Origin of the sequence: Sphingobacterium sp. R2, assembly GCF_040760075.1 — a bacterium.
Classification (GTDB): domain Bacteria; phylum Bacteroidota; class Bacteroidia; order Sphingobacteriales; family Sphingobacteriaceae; genus Sphingobacterium.
Map to the genome: position 1 here is coordinate 1,095,624 of NZ_CP142884.1, position 19,572 is coordinate 1,115,195.

Below are 19,572 nucleotides of genomic sequence, written 5' to 3' on the forward strand. Positions count from 1 at the left end.
AATTAAAGACTCAACAATCCATAGATGAAAATGGCAATCACCCCAATTACCATCATCAATAAATAAAAACCAACATTACCATTCTGGAGCAAACGCAATACTTTTCCTGTATCAAATGTTGCTTTACCGGCACCATTAACAACACCATCAATCCCACGTTGATCCACGACATTCCCAAAGAAAGCCGAAAGCCAATTGATTGGACGTACAATGAGGCTATCATAAAGTTCATCCACGTAAAACTTATGGTAAGAAAGATTGCCCAAGAAACCACGCGTACCTTCGCCCTCTTCCGGTAGCTGTTGTCTTTTAACGTATTTATTAAAAGCCAAAGCAACCATAATCAATACCCCAACTACCGAAACACCCATTAGTAAATATTCAGTACTGTGTTCCAAATGATGAGTTGAAGGCATTATCGCTTTTCCCTCTGAGAATACTGGCGCCAGGAAATCCTCAAGCCAATGATTGCCCCCCAAAACAGCGGGTAAGTTGATTATACCTCCAATCACAGAAAGTATAGCCAGTACAATGAGTGGTGTGGTCATACTTTTTGGGGATTCATGCAAATGATGCATTTGCTCTTGCGTACCACGAAATGTTCCTGAAAATGTCATAAACAACATCCTAAACATATAGAATGCCGTCATTAATGCACCAATAAATCCTAACCCCCATAAGACTGGACTAGCGGCAAAAGCCCCTGCTAATATTTCGTCTTTGGAGAAGAAGCCAGAGAATGGTGGAATTCCTGCAATCGCAATAGTGCCCATCAACATCGTCAGATAAGTAATAGGCATTGCTTTCTTCAAGCCGCCCATTTTACGCATATCCTGTTCATCACTCATACCATGTATAACAGATCCAGCCCCAAGGAAAAGCAATGCCTTAAAGAAGGCATGCGTCAATACATGGAAAAATGCTCCTGTAAATGCACCTACACCAAGGCCAAGAAACATATAACCCAATTGCGAAACGGTGGAATAAGCCAATACTTTCTTAATATCATTTTGCGTTAGTGCAATCGCAGCAGCTAGCAGGGCAGTACAGATAGCGATGACAGTAATGAGGTGTAAGGTGAACGGTGAAAGGATAAATAATATATTGGAACGTGCAATCATATAAATACCCGCCGTGACCATGGTCGCCGCATGGATCAGCGCCGATACCGGTGTCGGTCCAGCCATGGCATCGGGCAACCACGTAAACAAGGGGATTTGCGCCGATTTACCCGTTGCAGCAATAAACAACAAAATAGTAATGCTAACGACAGTAATATCACCGACAGCAAAATTCTTGGCTGCTGGAAATACCGTCGAAAATTCTAACGAGCCGAAAGTGCCTAGTATTAAAAATACGGCAAGCAGAAAACCTAGATCACCTATTCTATTCATCACAAATGCTTTTTTTGCTGCATTTGTATACGAAGTATTTTTATACCAAAAGCCGATCAATAGATACGAGCATAATCCTACACCTTCCCAGCCTATGAACATGACTAAGTAATTGGAGCCTAAAACCAATAACAACATAAAAAAGATAAAGAGATTCAAGTAGGAGAAGAACTTACCAAATCCAATATCATGATGCATATAACCCATGGAGTATACATGGATAAGAAAACCGATTCCTGTAACGATCAGAAGCATGATCGCGCTAAGCGGATCTACCAAAAAAGATAATCCTATCTTAAGGTTACCTACGGCAATCCAATCAAATACATGTTGCTCAATGATGCCCGCTTGTCCAGCCTGTCTCGCTTGATAGACTTCAGAAAACAGAAAGCAGCTACATACGAAAGAAATAAGCACTACAGCACTGCCAACGGTGCCTATCATACCTTTGGATAAGGCATTCCTACCCAATCCGTTCACAATAAACCCGATTAAGGGCAAAAGGGGAATCAACCAAACTAATTCACTCATCGTATTTATTTCTTAAGTTCTACCAACGCAGTTTATTTAAGGAATCGATATCTACAGACTTCGTATTCCGATATACCATAATAATAATCGCTAGGCCTACGGCAACTTCTGCCGCTGCCAACGCCATGATAAAAAAGACAAAGACCTGTCCGGATGAATCGCCATGCTGTACAGAAAATGCTGCTAAAAGAAGATTGACCGCATTAAGCATCAATTCAATAGACATCATGATAATGATGACGTTACGGCGAATAAGAACACCAATAACACCAATAGCAAAAATAATCGAGCAGAAAATCAAGTAATGATTTATTGGCACCCCTTGCAACTGTTGAACAACTGTTTCCATTAGATTTGTTTAGGTTCTTTCTTAGCTAATAATATCGCTCCGATCATTGCTGTCAATAACAATAGTGACGATAACTCAAATGGGAGCAAAAATTCGTTAAACAACACTTTACCCAGATTCTTGACCAATCCGATCTCTGGATTTACGACCGTCAGTGGATTTGAAATATCGAATACACGATACACGCCGAAAAAAGTCACCAGTAAGCAACAGCCTGCGATAACGCCCATAAATTTAACTAAATTGGATTTCATGGGCTCGGTATCCTTATTGAGGTTGAGCAACATCAGTACAAATAGAAACAAAACCATAATGGCCCCCATATACACAATGAAATTCACTACAGCCAAAAACTGGGCATTCAAAAGAATATAATGTATGGTAAATGTGAAAAACGTAATCACCAAATACAATACACTGTGTACAGGATTTTTGGTAAAAATGGTCATTAGCGCAAAGAAAATAGACAAGAAGGCTACAAAATAAAATACGGTCATAATTTCCTGGTTTAGCTCTTTAATTTGGTAATATCAAATGTCGGTTCAACCAATTTGTCTTTTCCATAGATAAAATCCTTACGGAGATAATCTGCGGTCACATGGGGACCGTCCAAATAGATCGCTTCTTTTGGGCAAGCCTCTTCACATAGGCCACAGAAAATACAGCGCAACATATTGATTTCATATACTGACGCATATTTTTCCTCGCGATAAAGGTGCTCCTCCCCTTTTTTACGCTCAGCAGCGGTCATAGTGATCGCCTCCGCAGGACAGGATAAGGCACACAATCCACAGGCTGTACAACGTTCGCGCCCCTCTTCATCACGTTTGAGCGAGTGCTGCCCTCTAAAATTTTTCGAATAAGGTCTTATTTCCTCAGGATATTTAACGGTTGGTATTTTTTTAAAAAAATGCCTTAATGTAATTCGCAAACCTTTTACAATAGCCGGAAAGTAGATTCTTTCGGCGAATGTCATTGGTTTTTGTTCAATTACTTTTTTACGATTGGTAAGTTGCATAAAAGTCCTTTCTTATGAGAAATACGTGTCTTTAATCAATGTAAATACACCTGTAAGTACGATATTGGCAATCGCCAATGGGATCAGCATTTTCCAGCCCAGATTCATCAGTTGATCATAGCGGAAGCGAGGCAATGTCCAGCGCACCCACATAAAGAAAAAGATAAACAAAAATATCTTGATAAAGAATACAACTACCCCGATGATCGTGATCATATTGGCAGACAATCCCAGATCATTCATAAAAGGGAAATTATAACCACCAAAATAGAGTGAAGCCATAAGTGCCGAGGAGACAAACATATTGATGTATTCGGAGAACATATAGAGCCCCAATTTCATGGAAGAATACTCCGTATGATAACCACCAACAAGCTCGGTCTCACATTCCGGTAAGTCAAAAGGGACTCGGTTACACTCAGCAAAGGCACACACCATAAAAATAATAAAACCTAACGGCTGAGCCCAAATATTCCAATTGACAAAACCAGATTGTTGCGCAACGATTTCCTTCAGGGAGAGGCTTTGTGTCACCATCAATAAAGCGATTATCGAAAGCCCCATGGCAATTTCATAACTGATGCTCTGTGATGCTGCACGAATAGCACCCATCAAAGAAAACTTATTATTCGACGCCCAGCCGCCCAACATAATTCCATATACACCCAATGCTATGACACCAAACATATACAGAATACCGACATTAACATCAGTAACCTGCAAGGAAATTATCCGATCTCCAATCTGCAACTCCTGTCCCCAAGGGATCACGGCAGAACTTATACAGGCAGTTATAATGGCTATCGTAGGGCCTACTATAAAAAGTACTTTATGCGCACCTGCCGGGATAATTTCCTCCTTAAAAAAGAATTTTCCCCCATCGCAAAGGGGTTGCAAAATTCCAAAAATACCAGCTCGATCAGGACCATAACGATCCTGCATAAAACCGGCAATTTTACGTTCTGCTAGCGTAGAATACATCGCAATTAACAACGTAACTACGAAGATGATAAACACCAGTATTAATTTTTCGATGACAAAAGACCACTCCATATTCGTGATTATTTCAATTTTTCTGTTCTAGCTAACTGTTCGCGATTTTTTTCCTGCAGTACAGGATTTTCCTTAACGACTTTTGGCGGATTAAATAACTCATAGTGATTAGCTGAGATAACCGAATGTGGGTCTATTTCTGTTGGTTCCTCCAATATCCAATCACTTGTTTTTTTCTGATCATAGCGGCAGGTATTACAAATAAACTCTTCCACTTCGCCAAATTCATCCTTTCGCGCGGTCACCCGAATAACCTCTTCCCCTTTATACCATAACGTTACCTTACCAGAACAAGTGGGGCAATTGCGATGTGCATCAACCGGTTTGGTAAACCATACTCTATTTTTAAATCTGAAGGTTTTATCCGTCAGAGCGCCCACAGGACAGACATCAATGACATTCCCAGAAAAATCATTATCAATCACATTTTCGATATAAGTAGAGATTTCTGAATGATCACCTCGCCCTAAGATACCATGTACACGCTGATCGGTTAACTGATTGGCAACATACACACAACGGTAGCATAAGATACAGCGATTCATATGCAATTGGATTTTATCACCCAGATCGATACGTTCAAAAGTCCGCCGGTCGAATTCGTAACGCGTATGCGCACTGCCGTGTTCGTAACTTAGATCTTGCAATTTACATTCACCTGCCTGATCACAGATTGGACAGTCCAAAGGATGATTAATCAATAGGATTTCAACAACCCCCTTTCTTGCTTCTATTACTTCAGGAGAGGTTATATTTTGTACTTCCATCCCGTCCATCACCGTTGTACGGCAAGATGCAACCAATTTTGGCATAGGCCGAGGATCTTTTTCCGATCCCTTGGATACCTTTACCAAGCAGGTACGGCACTTACCACCACTTCCCTCCAATTTGGAGTAGTAACACATTGCTGGAGGGACAATATCACCACCGATCTGTCTCGCAGCATTCAATATGCTTGTCCCAGGAGCAACCTCTACAGGTATACCATCGATGGTGACCTTAAACTTTACATCTTCCGCTTCTGCCATGATATAATTTATTTAGCGTTACAGCTTCTATTATGATACTATTGGTTGTAAAGGATCAGCATAATGTGCCAGTCCATAATTCCGTGTTTGTGACTCTTCCGGATGAAGGATATGCCATTCAAATTCATCCCTAAAGTGTCTTATTGCTGCTGCCACAGGCCATGCCGCAGCATCACCAAGTGGACAGATTGTATTTCCTTCAATTTTTCGCTGCACATCCCACAGCAAATCAATGTCTGACATCGAGCCATGGCCGCTCTCGATCTTATGCAGCACCTTCTCCATCCAACCCGTTCCTTCACGACAAGGCGAACACTGACCACAGCTTTCATGATGATAGAATCGCGCAAAGTTCCACGTATTGCGTACCACGCATTGATCCTCATCAAATACGATGAAACCACCGGATCCAAGCATTGTACCCGTCTGGAAGCCGCCATCCGCCAATGACTCATAAGTCATCAATCGACTATTTCCAGCGGCAGTTTTCAAAATTAAGTTGGCTGGTAAAATAGGAACCGAGGAGCCCCCAGCCACCACAGCCTTCATCCGTTTCCCATTGGCAATACCACCACAATATTCGTCCGAGTAAATAAACTCTTCCACAGGCAGACCAAGTTCAATTTCATAGACACCTGGTTTTACAATATTTCCGCTCGCAGAAATCAACTTTGTTCCTGTACTACGTTCTATACCGATCTTTGCATACTCATCGCCACCCAAATTTATAATCGGAACCGTCGCTGCGATTGACTCCACATTATTCACCACGGTGGGGCAATTATATAAGCCAGCAATTGCGGGAAAAGGAGGTTTTATACGTGGGTTACCTCGTTTGCCTTCTAAGGACTCTAATAAAGCCGTTTCCTCACCGCAGATATAGGCTCCGCCACCCGGTTGAACATAGATCTCTAAATCATACCCCGAACCTAAAATATTTTTACCCAAGAACCCTTTTTCCTTAGCTTCAGCAATGGCACGCTCTAGGATTCTGATCTGTGGCATCATCTCTCCGCGCACATAGATATAAGACGTATGAGCCCCCAAGGCGAAGCTGGATACAATCATTCCCTCAATAAGTGCATGTGGAATATGCGTCATTAAATAACGATCTTTGAATGTCCCCGGCTCAGATTCGTCCGCATTACAAACTAAATAGCGGGGCACTCCTTCGGGTTTAGCCAAAAAGGACCACTTCATCCCTGTCGGAAAGCCCGCTCCCCCACGGCCACGTAATCCAGACTTTTTAACCTCCTCCACAACCTCCTCAGGAGACATTGTCTTTAATACTTTTTCAACAGCAACATAACCACCTTTTTGCCGATAGACCTCAAAGGTATTGATGCCCGGAACATCGATATGAGTCAACAAAAGTTTACGTGCCATATTATTCTGTTTTAGCTTTTAAATTATCAATCAATTCGTCGACTTTATCTTCTGTCAGATGCTCATAGAATGTATATTCAGGGCCGATCTGCAAGACTGGGCCAAAGCCACAGGCAGCCAAACATTCCACACCACGCCAGGAAAAAAGCCCATCGCTGGTGACCTCGCCTTCCTTCACACCAAGCTTTTGCTCTAAATGCTTCATAATACGCTCTGCACCGACCAAACAACAAGGCCCTGTACGGCAAATCTCGAGGACATATTTTCCTTTAGGTTGCAACAGGAACATGGTATAGAAAGTTGCCACCTCGTATACCTCAATCGGTAATATATTCAGGTAAGCAGCAACCTTATCCATCGCATCTGCGCTGACCCAGCCATATTCCGCCTGAACCAGATGTAAAATGGGCAATAAGCCCGATTTCTGCTTTCCTTCGGGGTAACGGCTTACTACTTCTCCAAACTTGGCTAACAATTCTGGAGAAAACGTTACATTTACATTATGTTGTTTTACACTAAGCATCTAATTCTCCAGCTATAACGTTAAGACTACTCATATTTATAATGGCATCAGAAATCAGCATTCCTGCACTCATTGGCGCAAACATCTGATAATTGACAAAAGAAGGTCTCCTGAAATGCAGACGATAAGGTGAGCGTCCACCATCATGAATTAAATAAAATCCAAGTTCACCATTTGCCCCTTCGACGGCATGATAGACTTCAGCTTTTGGTGTATCCACCTCACCCATGACGATTTTAAAATGATAGATTAAAGCTTCCATATTGGTATACACCTGTTCTTTCGGAGGCAAATAAAAATCAGGCACTTCGGCATGAAATACCCCTTTAGGCTCTTTCTCTATTTTGTCCAATGCCTGCTCTATAATCCGAAGAGATTGCCACATTTCGGCATTCCGTACCATAAATCGGTCATAGACATCCCCTGTCGTACCAACAGGCACATCGAAATCAAATTCATCATACGAGCAATAAGGATTCTGTACGCGCACATCATAATCGACACCTGTTGCCCGTAAAATAGGGCCAGACCAGCCATAATCCAGGGCATCTTCTGCTGTTACAGCAGCAACACCCGACGTTCGTTCGATAAAAATGCGGTTACGAACAAACAACTCTTCAAACTCTTGCAATACCGGAGGATAGCGTTTCAGAAATTCACGTATCTTCTCAAAGGCTATCGCGTTAAAATCACGCTCGAAGCCTCCGATACGACCAATATTCGTTGTCAGGCGAGCACCACAGATTTCTTCAAAGATTTCATAGATAAACTCGCGCTCCTGCATCACATACAAAAAGCCCGAAAAAGCACCCGTATCTACCCCCAAAATACCATTACAAATAATATGATCTGCAATACGGGCAAGCTCCATAACGATAACACGCATGTATTGCACCCGTTTAGGAATCTCTATCTTAAGAAGCTTCTCAACAGTCATATGCCAGCCCATGTTATTGATCGGCGCCGAACAATAATTCAAACGGTCTGTCAATGGAGTAATTTGATAAAACGGTCGATGCTCAGCAATTTTTTCGAATGCGCGGTGAATATAACCGATCGTCGATACGCCACTCACAATACGCTCGCCATCGATTTGTACCACGTTCTGAAACACGCCATGCGTAGCGGGATGCGTGGGCCCAATATTTAAGGTAATCAACTCATCTTGTGGATCGTTATCTTCAAAAACGGGTTGATTAGGTGTGATCTTGCTAATAAATTCGCTCATAGTATATACTTTAACGGCCGAAATACAAATCTTTTTTATCTACGCGATTTGGATCCTCCAAAGGGTATTCCTTACGCATTGGAAACACCTCCATATCATCTACATTCAAAATCCTTCTCAAATCCGGATGCCCTATAAAATTGACGCCAAAAAAATCAAAAGTCTCACGCTCCATCCAATTTGCACCTTTCCAAACCACAGTCGCAGTTGGAATCTCTGGATTCGGGCCTTGCAAAAACACTTTCACCCGTATCCGTATATTATGAACTAGACTATGGATATGATAAACGACAGCAAATTCCTTTTCCAAATGCGGATAATGTACTGCTGTAATATCGGTTAGATGGATAAATTGCAACTCACCACTCGACTTCAGGAAACGAAGCACTTCAATCAGATCTTCCTTTTCAACCATAACGGTCAATAAATCGTGAGCATCCGGAATTTCCTGAATCTTTGCGGGAAAATTCTCTTCGAGCTTATCCAATAAAAAACTGCTTTCCATCGTTTATTTATTTGTATGAATTCCGTACTTTTCAAGCAATGCCTTATATTCTGGCGTATTTCTCCGGTTCAAGGATTCATTCTTCACGATGTCCTGTAAACGCAACACGCCATCCAAAATTGCTTCAGGGCGGGGTGGACAACCCGGCACATAAACATCGACTGGTATAATTTCATCGATCCCCTGCAGCACAGAATAGGTATCGAAAATACCACCACTAGAGGCACAGGCCCCCACAGCGATTACCCAACGCGGCTCAGCCATCTGCACATACACTTGCCTAAGCACAGGCGCCATCTTCTTAGCAATAGTACCCATAACCAATAGCATATCTGCCTGCCTCGGTGAAAAGCTAGGCCTTTCGGCACCGAACCTTGCCAAGTCATAGGTTGAACCCATTGTTGCCATAAACTCGATACCACAACAGGATGTGGCGAACGGCAAAGGCCATAATGAGTTGGCTCGCGCCAAGCCAATGGCTTTATCTAAACTCGTCGCAAAAAAACCTGCGCCTTCTACCCCTGGAGGAGCTTCTGCTAATTTTATATCACTCATGAAAAGTCGATTTATAGGTTTAGTATTGTTGGCCAAAAACCAATCATAATAAGGATATCTAATCCCAGTTTAATGCTTTTTTCTTGATCACATAGATAAAGCCTAATAAAAGAAGTCCCATGAAAATAAACATCTCTATCAAGCCTTGAAATCCCATATCACGAAAGTTTACAGCCCATGGGTACATAAAAATGACCTCAACATCAAATATCACAAATAGGATAGCCACCAAGAAATATTTGATAGAGAACGGCTGCCTCGCATTACCGATCACTTCTATTCCTGACTCAAAAGCTCCAAGCTTGTTTTCTGTGCGGACCTTTGGTCCGATAAGATGTGTAATAATTATCGTACTTACTCCAAATCCCACAGCTACTAAAAGCTGTATAAATATCGGCAAGTAGTCTATCGGCATACTATTGGCTTGCTCCATCTCAACTAAAATTTATATTGGTAACTATCTTTAAATATAGAGATTCCATGGTAAAAAACAAAACAAAAAAGGCGTAGATATTACTATCTACGCCTAATTTAGAATGATTTTACTTAAGCTTACTTTAGACCTTCCAAGTAACCTTTAACAGCTTCGTTCGCTGGGTCTATAGCTAATACTTTTTGGAAACTTTCCTTCGCTTTAGGAAGATCTTGTTTCACATAATAGTAAAGACCGATATACGTATTTGCATCGATTAAATAATTCTTATTTTTCTCTTGTGCACCGCGTTGATTGATTGTTTCAATCAATTTTTGGAATGACGCTACGAAATCACCTTTTGGTTGTTCCAAATTATCCGCCGTCAATGCTGCAAAAGCTTTGTAATAAAGCGCATTGATCAAATATTTATCCTGTGCTTCTTTATTATCAGTAGTTTCGATTACAGTCAAGAATGTCTGAGCTTTTTGTAAATCAGCAATCGCTTTATCTCTAAGTTCCTGATTAACTACAACTTGCTCTTCATTTTTACTAGCTGCATCTTCTTTAGCACCTATTTGATAGTATGCTTCACCAGCATAATAATTTGCATCATACAAATATGTTTTATTATCTGTGTAAGACGCTACCAGTTCGAAAAGAGAGGCCGCTGTCTGCAATTCTTGCTCTTGATATTTAGCAAACGCCAGCTCTGCTGTTTCGCCCAAAAGCTCCTTGTCTAAATCAATTGCTTTTTTAATATCAGCAATACCTTTTTGGATATTTGCCGTATTTTCTGCCGTTAACACTGGTGCTGCTGTGGCTGTGCTATCTGCACCACCTTCTGCATGCTTTGGACTATTAGCAGCGATTTCAGACATACCCAAATACATATAATCCAATGGAATTACACGATCTTTCTCCATTTTACTGAACATCTGATTCAAATACTCCAATGCTTTTGGATAATCTTTAGCTTTTTGGAAAGCGATATAACCTAAGTACCGGTAGATTTTTGGATCTACGGAAGGATTTTGTGCTAACTCCTCCGAAACTACCTTCAAATCGTCGTACTGACGTGCATATACAAGGAAATCGGCGTAACGAATTTTTGCTTCCAACGAGTTATCACCAGCAACTTCAAGATATTTCTTATATTGCTCAACACCCTTTTTATTTAACTCAACATATTTTTCATCAGAAGTACCTGGCAATCTCGACCATTGGTTGTAAGTCTCAGCTAACTCACGATAGGTGGGAGCATAGGTTGGCGTCTCCGCCGCAATAGCTTCCAATTGCGTGATGGCTTCATCAAAAGCTTGTGCACCCCGTACAATTACCGCTTGTCCAACTTTAGCTTGAACGGAATTTGGATCGATATCCGTAGCGTCACCATAGCTTGTATAAGCCAAAGATCCCTCTTTCAATCCGCGATACGCATCACCTAACGCGATAGGAATAGCGACATCCTTCTTGTTTTTTTCCTTCGCCTGTGTTAGATATTCTAACGCTTTTGCATAATCAGGTTCAGGTGCATTAATATATGCACGACCGATCTCCAATAATGGCTCATAATCCTTTTTACCCAATTTTGCCGTTGCCAAAGCGAATTTAGATTCCGCACTTGCCTTATCCTTTTTCATTAAGTCAACATAACCCAAACCTACATTATTAATTGTAGCCTTTGGATCAGCGGCCAAACCTTGGTTGAAAATCGTAGCGGCAGAATCCGCTCTGTCGTTTACCAAATAAATTTGACCCAAATAGAAATAATTATCTCCATTCTTAGGTTGCTTAGTCACTAACTGTTGAAGGATAGTTTTCGCTTTACCATAATTTTCAGCCTCGATGGCTGCTCTAGCATCTTTCAAACTTTGTGCACTTACTGTGCCCACAGATCCGGCCAATAAAAGACTAAATAATAATTTGCTGTTTGTCATAATCTATTTTTGTACTATTTATTATCTATTTAATATAACTTTCATCTCTAATAATGATCTCACGCCCAGGCATTGTAGCTGGAACCAATCCCGCTTTCAAAACGATACGCTGTCCGCGATCGCCTGTCAAAAAAGCACTAAAACCTAAACCTAAGCCCATATTCGGCTGATAATTCATAATGTAGACAGGCCTCACAAAGGGGTATACGCCATCGGCGATAGTCGATTGAGATGGTCTATAGAAATTGACCTTTTCACCCCCTTGATCACTACTTCCGATGCTCAATGTACGAATTTTCTCCAATAAATTCGAATTTTTTTCTACAGCTTTCAGATACCAATTGTACCCAATCACACCCACTGTATTCGCATTCTCACTGACATATTTCATCACTTCTTCACTATCCTTCATTGCAGAAACAGCTTTCGGATCAATTTTGTTTAATTTGAAATAATCTTTCAAATAACGAAGTGTACTCGAATTTGCATTATCAAAAATCAAGCGTTGCCCTGCTAAATTACCTTCCAACAAAGACTTAACGTCTTTTTGCGACATAATAGTATCTTTACTATTCCGATTATTGATCAGTACAACTGCATCGGAAGCTATTTGGAAGATTTTCGGCTGAATACCGCGCTTCTGAAAATAGCTACCTTCCTGGTTCGTCAACTTTCTCGTCAATACAACCACATAAGCTGAATCAGAAAGCAAGGCATTTACCGCTTTAATCTCGGGCCTGGCGATCAATTCCAAACTTGAGTTTGGGTATGAACTTTCAAAAACATCGGCAGATTCTTGGATGATAGGCAACAAAGTCTGATCAACAATAACCGGAAGTTTACCCGTTAGAATATCCTCTCCTTCCTTTGTACTCTTCGTTTTATTTTTGCACGAAACAAATACTCCCATACAGATGCCTAGCATCATAAGAACCATTTTATATTTTCTCATACGATACATCATAAAATAAGACAGTTTAAATAAAGAATAGTTTAACTTTTGAAGAGAGAGTTGGTTAAAACTAAAAGAAAGTGGCGCTTAATTAAAATTATTTTGCCAAAGCCGTACAAACCGCATAAATGAATACAGAATCAATACGACGCCAAAAATTGTTTTGTAAGTTGGATTAATTTCAATCGGAAAATTGTCCCAGAATATAATCAAAAGGCCCAAAACAAAATAAAAGCCAAACATGAAAAGTCCTAAAATAGACAGAAACCGCTTCAGAGGCGATTTCTGTCTATAATTTGAACTATTACTAGAATTAAAATTTGTCATTCTAATTTTGAAGGTTCAATCGAATTGGTAAAGTATACGCTACACGAACTGGACGACCATTTTGAATTCCCGGTTTCCATTTCTTCGCTTTCTTAAGCAACCTAACGGCTGCATCGCCAGTACCATATTTCAAATCACGTTTGATATTGATGTCTGTTAAGCTACCATCTTTTTCTACAACGAAGGATACCTCAACAACACCATTTACACCATTTTCTGTTGCCGCTGCTGGATACTCGTAGTTTGACCCAACCCAAGACATAAATGCTGCCATACCACCGATAGGTGTTGGTTGAACCTCAATGGCATTAAATGGAAGAATTTCATCTCCATTACCATTCGGATCTCCTTTTGCAGCACCAGTGATCGCACCATCTTGTTTCTTTGAACCGAATTCGCCACGTGCAACCGAAGTACCTGTCGGACTACCTTTCAAAGTAATACGCGCTGGAGTTTTATTTGGATCCTTCAATTCTTCCTGAGAAGCAACTTCTTCTACAACTTTGTTAGCAGGAGCTACTTTAGGTTCAGGGAAACGAACCAAATCCTCTTTTGGTACATCCATGGCCACTTGTTGAGGTTTTTCTTCCGGTTCTTGTGGAAGTGGCTCCTCTTCTGGTGGTTCTGGTGGCTTGATTTCTTCAAGGTCTTCCAACGTAACTTCGGTTACAGCCGGAGGTGCCTCAACAGCTTTCTTCGGGAACAGCTTACTTCCAAACACACTAAGGAAACTAGCTATGGCTACAATGCCGATAACGACAAGAAGCCCCCTGTTAGTCGCTTTGGGCGCAAGTTTGCGAAGCTCGTAAGCTCCATACTCCCTGTTACGGCCCTGAAAAACGACATCAAGCCATTCTTTCTTAAAAATATCTAATTTTGACCCTATCATTTTATTTTAGTTTTATGTGTCAATCTAATAACTAATCATTATAGATATTGTCACGTTTTAACACTTCGACTTCTTCTGGTGTAATCTTTCCGATCATATAGCGTTTAACGTCTACAATTTTCATCTCGTCAAGAATATCAACTAGATTGCGCTGTGTACATTTTTCACTAGGACGTATGATTACAATCATGTCTTTACCGCCTGAAACGCGAGGTACATAAGCCTTTTTCTCCATCAAGACCTTACGGATTCCATCTGCGCCATAACCAGCAACAGTAGGACCTTCGATCGGATTAGCTACTTGACCATATACCCACGAGACTTTATTGTCAGAACCCAATAAAATTGTAAGGGAACGATTATCTGCCGTAAGCAGTTCATCGCTTTGTTGTTCTTTAATTTTATTTTTGTCTGGCATAGCCACATCCATTGCCTGCGGTTTATTTAAGGACGTGGTCAACATGAAGAAGGTAATCAACAAGAATGCCAAATCTACCATGGCTGTAAGGTCTACCTTACCCCCATTTTTCTTGGATCTAACTTTCCCGCCTTTTCCTTTTTTACCACTATCCTGATTTAATTCTGCCATCGTTTGTTCTTATTAAATCGTCAATTATTTGTCCTCAGCACGCATGCCTGTTATGAAACTAAATTTGTTTTGCTTTTGATTACGCAATGTTTCAATAACTAAATTAACCGAAGGATACTTCTCATTCGCATCTGCTTTGATAGCCATCTTCAAAGGCCCAGGGTGCACGAAGTTTTTATCCGATGCCTCCTTTTCCTTATTTACTTCTTCGGCGGCTAGTCGGGCATTTTGAACCCAATAATACAGCTCATTTGAAGTATTCTCTGTACTATCAACCGGGATACCAGTTTGCACGCCTTTTTCTGTACGCTTACTTCCATCCAAGGCCAATAAACCCTTCAATTTAGACATTGGTACACCAAAGTTTTCCATCAATTTGAAACGATCGTAATCTTCTTGCGAAAAGCCAACGCCATACTTTGCTGACATTCTTTCTAGTGCTTTTACGCGAACCTGTTGATCAGTCGTACCGAAGAAAACTTTACCTTGATCGCCTATTGTGATCATACCTACATTTGAATCAGGTAACTTATCTTTCGTAGTCGATGCTGGGGTATCCACCGTCAATGCTTCCGGTTGGCGCGCTGTCGCCGTTAAGACGAAGAACGTAAGCAGTAAGAACGATACGTCACACATCGCTGTCATATCGATCGACGTACTGGCTCTTTTTACTTTTGCTTTACCCATTTTAAATTCTTCTTTTTAAATTAAAAACTCAATCTTCTATCCTATGATGATTTTAATATTTGATTTCCATAAAATAAATTTAAAAAAATCAAATATTTTCATCACAGTTCTTATTTGTGGTTTGCAGCGTATGTTTGTACGATTGAGAAACCAGCTTCGTCGATAGAGTAAGTTAATTTATCGATTTTTGCAGTAAAGATGTTATACAATACGATAGCGAATGTTGATGTCGCGATACCAGTTGCTGTATTGATCAAGGCCTCAGAGATACCGTTCGCCAATTTAGCTGAATCTGGAGCACCACCTGTTGCCAATGCCGAGAAGGCTTTGATCATACCTGTTACTGTACCCAATAGACCACATAATGTACCGATAGAAACTAATGTAGCGATAACGTTTAAGTTTTTCTCTAACATAGGCATTTCCAATGCAGTTGTTTCTTCGATTTCTTTTTGAATTGCAATAGCCGCTTTTTCAGTGTTCACTTCAGGATCTACAGATACTGATTTGTACTTCAATAAACCAGCTTTCACAACGTTTGCTACTGAACCTTTTTGTTTGTCACATTCAGCAATCGCTGAATCGATGTTTCCACCATTAATCAACGTTTGGATTTTACGGACAAAGTTTCCAACGTTTCCAGTACCAGAAGCTTTGTTGATAACGATAAAACGTTCTACCGAGAAAACCCATACCATTAAGAATAAACCAAGCAAAACAGGTACGATAGCCCCAGCATGGTAAACCATTCCTAAATAGTTACCTGGATTAGGAGCATTTTCCGGATTGTTATCAACGAAGTTAGTTGGATTACCCATCACAAATTTCCATACACAGAAACCCACGATGAAACAGATGATGATTGCAGCTTGAGCAAAGAAAGATCCTCCGTTGTTGCTCTCTTGTTTTGCAGCAGTTTTAGGTGCGTTTGCCATTTTTCTAATTTTTAGTTTTTTACTGTTGTTTAAATATATAATGTTGTTTAAATTATATGCACTCTTGTTCGCTTTTGAAATCAATTTGCAAAGCAAATTTAATATCTAATGTCAAATTTAAAATATTCCTCTTAAATATGTAAAAAAAATCAAATTTGTTTTTTTAAACTGAAACACCGTTAATGTGTGTTATTTTTCTCAGCAGCTCCCGTTATATAATCATTGTTTCTCGTTGCTAAATCGCTTATTCGCAATAATTATTTTACAATGAAAGCCATTTTTTTTTTGATATGCAAGAAAATCGAAGATTTTAAATTACAAAAAGTAAGTGATTACTCATATTACCAAACAAACACACAGTCTGTACACAAACCATACTTGCCTAATAAACAATTCATTAGATTTAATCTGCATATTGCCATAATACTTGTTTAACCACCCACCAATTTTACGCGATACCCCTCTTTAAGTAACAACTCGTAAATCTTTTGTTTAAACTCTCCCTGTATGATGATCTCGCCATCCTTTACAGTTCCACCCACTCCACACTTCTGTTTCAACAATTTACCTAAAATTTCCAGATCTTCGGTTTTTCCTACAAAACCTGTAATCAACGTAACAACTTTCCCTTTTCGCATTTTACGATCAAGCTGTACTTTCAAGTTTTGCTGATTCGTTGGTAAAGTATCCTGTTCCTGAAAAAAATCAGATAATTGATAATTGAAGTTATCATCTGTAGAATAGACAACCCCTTCATAAGACTGTTTTTTATTTTTACTCATTATCTTAATTTTAGCAAATTATTTTTAAGGCTTTTGGCATAATGGAAATATCCAGTTTATCTCCCAATTCGATGGGTTCCCCATCGACGTGTACCGGCGAAATCTTATCCACCTCAATCTGTATATTCTTCCCGGGAATAATCTCTACATAACTGGATTGATCTGCCGACTTGTTAAACAGATGAAAAATCATCTTTGGCAAAATATAGAGTGGAAATTTGTGCACAATACAGACATCTAATATACCATCATTGACTGAAGCTTGAGGCGCAATATAAGCGTTATTTCCATATTGGGGAGAATTCGCTACACTGATCATAAAAGCCTGTCTTTCATACACTTTTCCATCGATGGTCAATTTGTAATGTGCAGGTTGATATTTACTGAGCACATTAAACACTGATTTCATGTATCCCAACGGTCCACGAATATTTTCATTAGCAAAATTTTCGCTCACGGACGCATCGAACCCTAAACCAGCAATATTAAAAAATCTCCTTTCATTGATAACACCACAGTCCACCTCAATTGATTCAAAACGATTAATCCGGCGGATAGCAGCAGCTTCATTCATAGGTACCCCCAAGTAAAGCGCCAAACCGTTGCCAGAACCCTCAGGAATAATCCCCAATGGAATTCCAGACCCAACCAAAGCTGACCCCAATTCATTGATTGTTCCATCGCCTCCCACTGCTATAACCGCATCGTAACCCTCTTCGATTGCTTTCAAACCAATTTCATAGGCATGATTAGGTCTCGCAGTCTGTTGAAAAGTAGGATCAAATTTTTGTAGATCAAGCACATCCAACACCTGCTTTTTAAAGGATGTCTTGTGCTTTCCTCCTGAAATCGGATTAATAACAAACAATATTTGTTTACGTTCTGACATATCCCAAAGATAGCGGAAATTACGAATTTCTTAAAATAATGTAATCTTTACCCATCTTAAAGTATATACCTATACTTTTTAAATTAAAATATAGATTTGATTTTAAATAATCCTTAAAGTATTGTAGCTTTGTCGCATAAAAAATAGAATGTGGACTGATTTGCGTGCTGTTGCGTCACAAAAGCAACGACAAGGAGATTGCAACCACAGTAAAAAAGTGCTAAAAACCCTTCGCTATTACGGCGCTTATCACTTTGCTGTTAATTCATTCTAGCGCAAATCCAATATTTAAAATCAGGTAAAGCATGGCTTATTTATTTACGTCGGAATCTGTTTCTGAAGGACATCCAGACAAAATTGCGGATCAAATTTCAGATGCATTAATAGACAATTTTTTAGCATGGGACGAGGATTCTCGTGTCGCTATTGAAACGTTGGTAACAACAGGACAAGTAGTCCTCGCCGGGGAAGTTAAATCAAACATATACCTCGATGTTCAGAAGATCGCACGTTCGGTAATTCAAAAGATTGGCTATACCAAATCTGAATATATGTTTGAAGCGAATTCCTGTGGCGTATTATCGGCGATCCACGAACAATCTGCAGACATTAATCAAGGTGTAGACCGTAAAACAAGGCAGGAGCAAGGGGCGGGTGACCAAGGGATTATGTTTGGTTATGCGAATAACGAAACAGAAAATTTTATGCCTCTGGCATTAGACCTATCTCATCGCTTACTTTATGAATTGGCCGAGCTACGTCGCGAAAATAACGAAATTAAGTATTTGCGCCCGGACGCAAAATCTCAGGTTACCCTTGAGTATAGCGATGATCACAAACCCAAAAGGATTGACGCCATTGTCATCTCAACGCAACATGATGACTTTGATACCGAACAAGCGATGTTGGACAAAATTACACACGACATCAAAACTATTTTGATTCCTCGTGTTAAAGCACAATTAAAGCCAGAACTTCAATTGTTATTTAACGATGAAATTAAGTTTCATATCAATCCTACTGGAAAATTTGTAATCGGCGGGCCTCATGGAGACACCGGTCTTACGGGCCGAAAAATAATTGTGGACACCTACGGCGGTAGAGGTGCACATGGTGGCGGTGCTTTCTCTGGAAAAGATCCGTCTAAAGTGGACCGGTCTGCGGCGTATGCGACACGCCATATTGCCAAAAACTTAGTGGCAGCAGGTGTAGCCGATGAAATTCTTGTACAAATTTCTTATGCGATTGGTGTAAAAGATCCGATGGGAATCTATGTAAACACGTATGGAACGAGCAAAGTAAATTTAACCGATGGTCAAATTGCTGAAAAAATTACCCATTTATTTGACATGACTCCATACGGAATTGAAACGCGTTTGGGACTGAGGAACCCCATTTACTCGGAAACAGCAGCTTATGGACACATGGGAAGAACACCAAAAAAAGTAATAAAAGAATTTGAAAGCTCAACTGGCGAGAAAAAGCAGGTTGAAGTTGAACTATTTACTTGGGAAAAACTGGATTATATCGAGAAGGTAAAAGCAGAATTTGGTCTATAAGAACACCAAGTTCATTAAAATACAACGGGGGACATGATGTC

Annotated in this window: 21 protein-coding genes; 1 reads left to right on the top strand and 20 read right to left on the bottom strand. The window is 40.1% G+C overall.

From position 1 onward, the window contains the following. Positions 1-2 precede the first annotated feature (2 nt). The 20 genes from nuoL to VXM68_RS04620 all read right to left on the bottom strand — a co-directional run bounded on the left by nuoL (position 3) and on the right by VXM68_RS04620 (position 17,972). The gene (gene nuoL, locus VXM68_RS04525) at positions 3-1,925 is read right to left on the bottom strand and encodes an NADH-quinone oxidoreductase subunit L (protein WP_367210584.1); all 1,923 of its coding nucleotides are present in this window, start codon (positions 1,923-1,925) and stop codon (positions 3-5) included. 19 nt (positions 1,926-1,944) lie between these two features. Then, positions 1,945-2,274, bottom strand: coding sequence for an NADH-quinone oxidoreductase subunit NuoK (gene nuoK, locus VXM68_RS04530; RefSeq protein WP_209578304.1), 330 nt, complete (start codon positions 2,272-2,274; stop codon positions 1,945-1,947). After that, positions 2,274-2,771 carry an NADH-quinone oxidoreductase subunit J gene (locus VXM68_RS04535; protein ID WP_209578303.1) on the bottom strand — a complete coding sequence of 166 codons (498 nt, stop codon included), beginning with the start codon at positions 2,769-2,771 and terminating at the stop codon, positions 2,274-2,276. The genes nuoK and VXM68_RS04535 overlap by 1 nt, the downstream gene beginning before the upstream one ends. 11 nt (positions 2,772-2,782) lie before the next feature. Continuing rightward, positions 2,783-3,292: an NADH-quinone oxidoreductase subunit I gene (locus VXM68_RS04540; protein WP_294348626.1), complete on the bottom strand. Its 510-nt coding sequence runs from the start codon at positions 3,290-3,292 to the stop codon at positions 2,783-2,785. A gap of 12 nt (positions 3,293-3,304) precedes the next feature. Then, complete coding sequence (nuoH, locus tag VXM68_RS04545; RefSeq protein WP_293957299.1) at positions 3,305-4,345, bottom strand: NADH-quinone oxidoreductase subunit NuoH; 1,041 nt, start codon at positions 4,343-4,345, stop codon at positions 3,305-3,307. Positions 4,346-4,353: 8 nt separating this feature from the next. Then, positions 4,354-5,373 (bottom strand): 2Fe-2S iron-sulfur cluster-binding protein, encoded by a 1,020-nt coding sequence (locus tag VXM68_RS04550; RefSeq protein ID WP_293957300.1) that lies wholly within the window; start codon positions 5,371-5,373, stop codon positions 4,354-4,356. A gap of 30 nt (positions 5,374-5,403) precedes the next feature. Continuing rightward, entirely contained in the window at positions 5,404-6,759 is a 1,356-nt protein-coding gene (nuoF, locus tag VXM68_RS04555; protein ID WP_367210585.1) for an NADH-quinone oxidoreductase subunit NuoF, read from the bottom strand. Position 6,760: 1 nt separating this feature from the next. Further along, positions 6,761-7,282, bottom strand: a complete 522-nt coding sequence (gene nuoE, locus VXM68_RS04560) for an NAD(P)H-dependent oxidoreductase subunit E (protein WP_293957302.1) — start codon at positions 7,280-7,282, stop codon at positions 6,761-6,763. After that, entirely contained in the window at positions 7,275-8,510 is a 1,236-nt protein-coding gene (locus VXM68_RS04565) for an NADH-quinone oxidoreductase subunit D (protein WP_293957303.1), read from the bottom strand. Before VXM68_RS04565 ends, nuoE begins: the two co-directional genes overlap by 8 nt. A 10-nt stretch (positions 8,511-8,520) precedes the next feature. Then, positions 8,521-9,015, bottom strand: coding sequence for an NADH-quinone oxidoreductase subunit C (locus tag VXM68_RS04570; RefSeq protein WP_293957304.1), 495 nt, complete (start codon positions 9,013-9,015; stop codon positions 8,521-8,523). 3 nt (positions 9,016-9,018) lie between these two features. Further along, the gene (locus VXM68_RS04575) at positions 9,019-9,570 is read right to left on the bottom strand and encodes an NADH-quinone oxidoreductase subunit B (protein ID WP_046673075.1); all 552 of its coding nucleotides are present in this window, start codon (positions 9,568-9,570) and stop codon (positions 9,019-9,021) included. A 58-nt stretch (positions 9,571-9,628) separates the two neighbouring features. After that, on the bottom strand, positions 9,629-10,003 hold the full coding sequence (locus VXM68_RS04580) for an NADH-quinone oxidoreductase subunit A (protein WP_293957305.1): 375 nt from the start codon (positions 10,001-10,003) through the stop codon (positions 9,629-9,631). A 119-nt stretch (positions 10,004-10,122) separates the two neighbouring features. Further along, positions 10,123-11,922 carry a tetratricopeptide repeat protein gene (locus VXM68_RS04585; RefSeq protein WP_293957306.1) on the bottom strand — a complete coding sequence of 600 codons (1,800 nt, stop codon included), beginning with the start codon at positions 11,920-11,922 and terminating at the stop codon, positions 10,123-10,125. Between the two features lie 25 nt (positions 11,923-11,947). Next, a complete protein-coding gene (locus tag VXM68_RS04590) occupies positions 11,948-12,874 on the bottom strand; it encodes a PstS family phosphate ABC transporter substrate-binding protein (RefSeq protein ID WP_367210586.1) in 927 nt (308 codons plus the stop codon). A gap of 328 nt (positions 12,875-13,202) precedes the next feature. Next, complete coding sequence (locus tag VXM68_RS04595; protein WP_293957308.1) at positions 13,203-14,090, bottom strand: energy transducer TonB; 888 nt, start codon at positions 14,088-14,090, stop codon at positions 13,203-13,205. A gap of 31 nt (positions 14,091-14,121) precedes the next feature. Next, positions 14,122-14,679 carry a biopolymer transporter ExbD gene (locus VXM68_RS04600; protein WP_293957309.1) on the bottom strand — a complete coding sequence of 186 codons (558 nt, stop codon included), beginning with the start codon at positions 14,677-14,679 and terminating at the stop codon, positions 14,122-14,124. A gap of 24 nt (positions 14,680-14,703) precedes the next feature. Further along, a complete protein-coding gene (locus VXM68_RS04605) occupies positions 14,704-15,366 on the bottom strand; it encodes a biopolymer transporter ExbD (protein WP_293957310.1) in 663 nt (220 codons plus the stop codon). 110 nt (positions 15,367-15,476) lie between these two features. Beyond that, the gene (locus VXM68_RS04610) at positions 15,477-16,301 is read right to left on the bottom strand and encodes a MotA/TolQ/ExbB proton channel family protein (RefSeq protein WP_209578290.1); all 825 of its coding nucleotides are present in this window, start codon (positions 16,299-16,301) and stop codon (positions 15,477-15,479) included. Positions 16,302-16,732: 431 nt separating this feature from the next. Continuing rightward, positions 16,733-17,083, bottom strand: a complete 351-nt coding sequence (locus tag VXM68_RS04615; protein WP_293957311.1) for a translation initiation factor — start codon at positions 17,081-17,083, stop codon at positions 16,733-16,735. Positions 17,084-17,093: 10 nt separating this feature from the next. Further along, positions 17,094-17,972, bottom strand: a complete 879-nt coding sequence (locus VXM68_RS04620) for a diacylglycerol kinase family protein (RefSeq protein WP_293957312.1) — start codon at positions 17,970-17,972, stop codon at positions 17,094-17,096. Positions 17,973-18,277: 305 nt separating this feature from the next. Here VXM68_RS04620 and metK point away from each other — a divergent pair, with 305 nt between their 5' ends. After that, on the top strand, positions 18,278-19,531 hold the full coding sequence (metK, locus tag VXM68_RS04625; RefSeq protein WP_293957313.1) for a methionine adenosyltransferase: 1,254 nt from the start codon (positions 18,278-18,280) through the stop codon (positions 19,529-19,531). The last annotated feature ends 41 nt before the right edge of the window (positions 19,532-19,572 follow it).

Bases quoted from the DNA above. Each gene is read 5' to 3' on its own strand.
- nuoH (WP_293957299.1), bottom strand. From the start codon at position 4,345: ATGGAGTGGTCTTTTGTCATCGAAAAATTAATACTGGTGTTTATCATC.
- VXM68_RS04575 (WP_046673075.1), bottom strand. From the start codon at position 9,570: ATGAGTGATATAAAATTAGCAGAAGCTCCTCCAGGGGTAGAAGGCGCA.
- metK (WP_293957313.1), top strand. From the start codon at position 18,278: ATGGCTTATTTATTTACGTCGGAATCTGTTTCTGAAGGACATCCAGAC.
- VXM68_RS04540 (WP_294348626.1), bottom strand. From the start codon at position 3,292: ATGCAACTTACCAATCGTAAAAAAGTAATTGAACAAAAACCAATGACA.
- VXM68_RS04550 (WP_293957300.1), bottom strand. From the start codon at position 5,373: ATGGCAGAAGCGGAAGATGTAAAGTTTAAGGTCACCATCGATGGTATA.
- VXM68_RS04610 (WP_209578290.1), bottom strand. From the start codon at position 16,301: ATGGCAAACGCACCTAAAACTGCTGCAAAACAAGAGAGCAACAACGGA.
- VXM68_RS04595 (WP_293957308.1), bottom strand. From the start codon at position 14,090: ATGATAGGGTCAAAATTAGATATTTTTAAGAAAGAATGGCTTGATGTC.
- VXM68_RS04535 (WP_209578303.1), bottom strand. From the start codon at position 2,771: ATGACCGTATTTTATTTTGTAGCCTTCTTGTCTATTTTCTTTGCGCTA.
- nuoL (WP_367210584.1), bottom strand. From the start codon at position 1,925: ATGAGTGAATTAGTTTGGTTGATTCCCCTTTTGCCCTTAATCGGGTTT.
- VXM68_RS04620 (WP_293957312.1), bottom strand. From the start codon at position 17,972: ATGTCAGAACGTAAACAAATATTGTTTGTTATTAATCCGATTTCAGGA.
- VXM68_RS04590 (WP_367210586.1), bottom strand. From the start codon at position 12,874: ATGAGAAAATATAAAATGGTTCTTATGATGCTAGGCATCTGTATGGGA.
- nuoE (WP_293957302.1), bottom strand. From the start codon at position 7,282: ATGCTTAGTGTAAAACAACATAATGTAAATGTAACGTTTTCTCCAGAA.
- VXM68_RS04605 (WP_293957310.1), bottom strand. From the start codon at position 15,366: ATGGGTAAAGCAAAAGTAAAAAGAGCCAGTACGTCGATCGATATGACA.
- VXM68_RS04570 (WP_293957304.1), bottom strand. From the start codon at position 9,015: ATGGAAAGCAGTTTTTTATTGGATAAGCTCGAAGAGAATTTTCCCGCA.
- nuoF (WP_367210585.1), bottom strand. From the start codon at position 6,759: ATGGCACGTAAACTTTTGTTGACTCATATCGATGTTCCGGGCATCAAT.
- VXM68_RS04615 (WP_293957311.1), bottom strand. From the start codon at position 17,083: ATGAGTAAAAATAAAAAACAGTCTTATGAAGGGGTTGTCTATTCTACA.
- VXM68_RS04585 (WP_293957306.1), bottom strand. From the start codon at position 11,922: ATGACAAACAGCAAATTATTATTTAGTCTTTTATTGGCCGGATCTGTG.
- VXM68_RS04580 (WP_293957305.1), bottom strand. From the start codon at position 10,003: ATGGAGCAAGCCAATAGTATGCCGATAGACTACTTGCCGATATTTATA.
- nuoK (WP_209578304.1), bottom strand. From the start codon at position 2,274: ATGGAAACAGTTGTTCAACAGTTGCAAGGGGTGCCAATAAATCATTAC.
- VXM68_RS04565 (WP_293957303.1), bottom strand. From the start codon at position 8,510: ATGAGCGAATTTATTAGCAAGATCACACCTAATCAACCCGTTTTTGAA.
- VXM68_RS04600 (WP_293957309.1), bottom strand. From the start codon at position 14,679: ATGGCAGAATTAAATCAGGATAGTGGTAAAAAAGGAAAAGGCGGGAAA.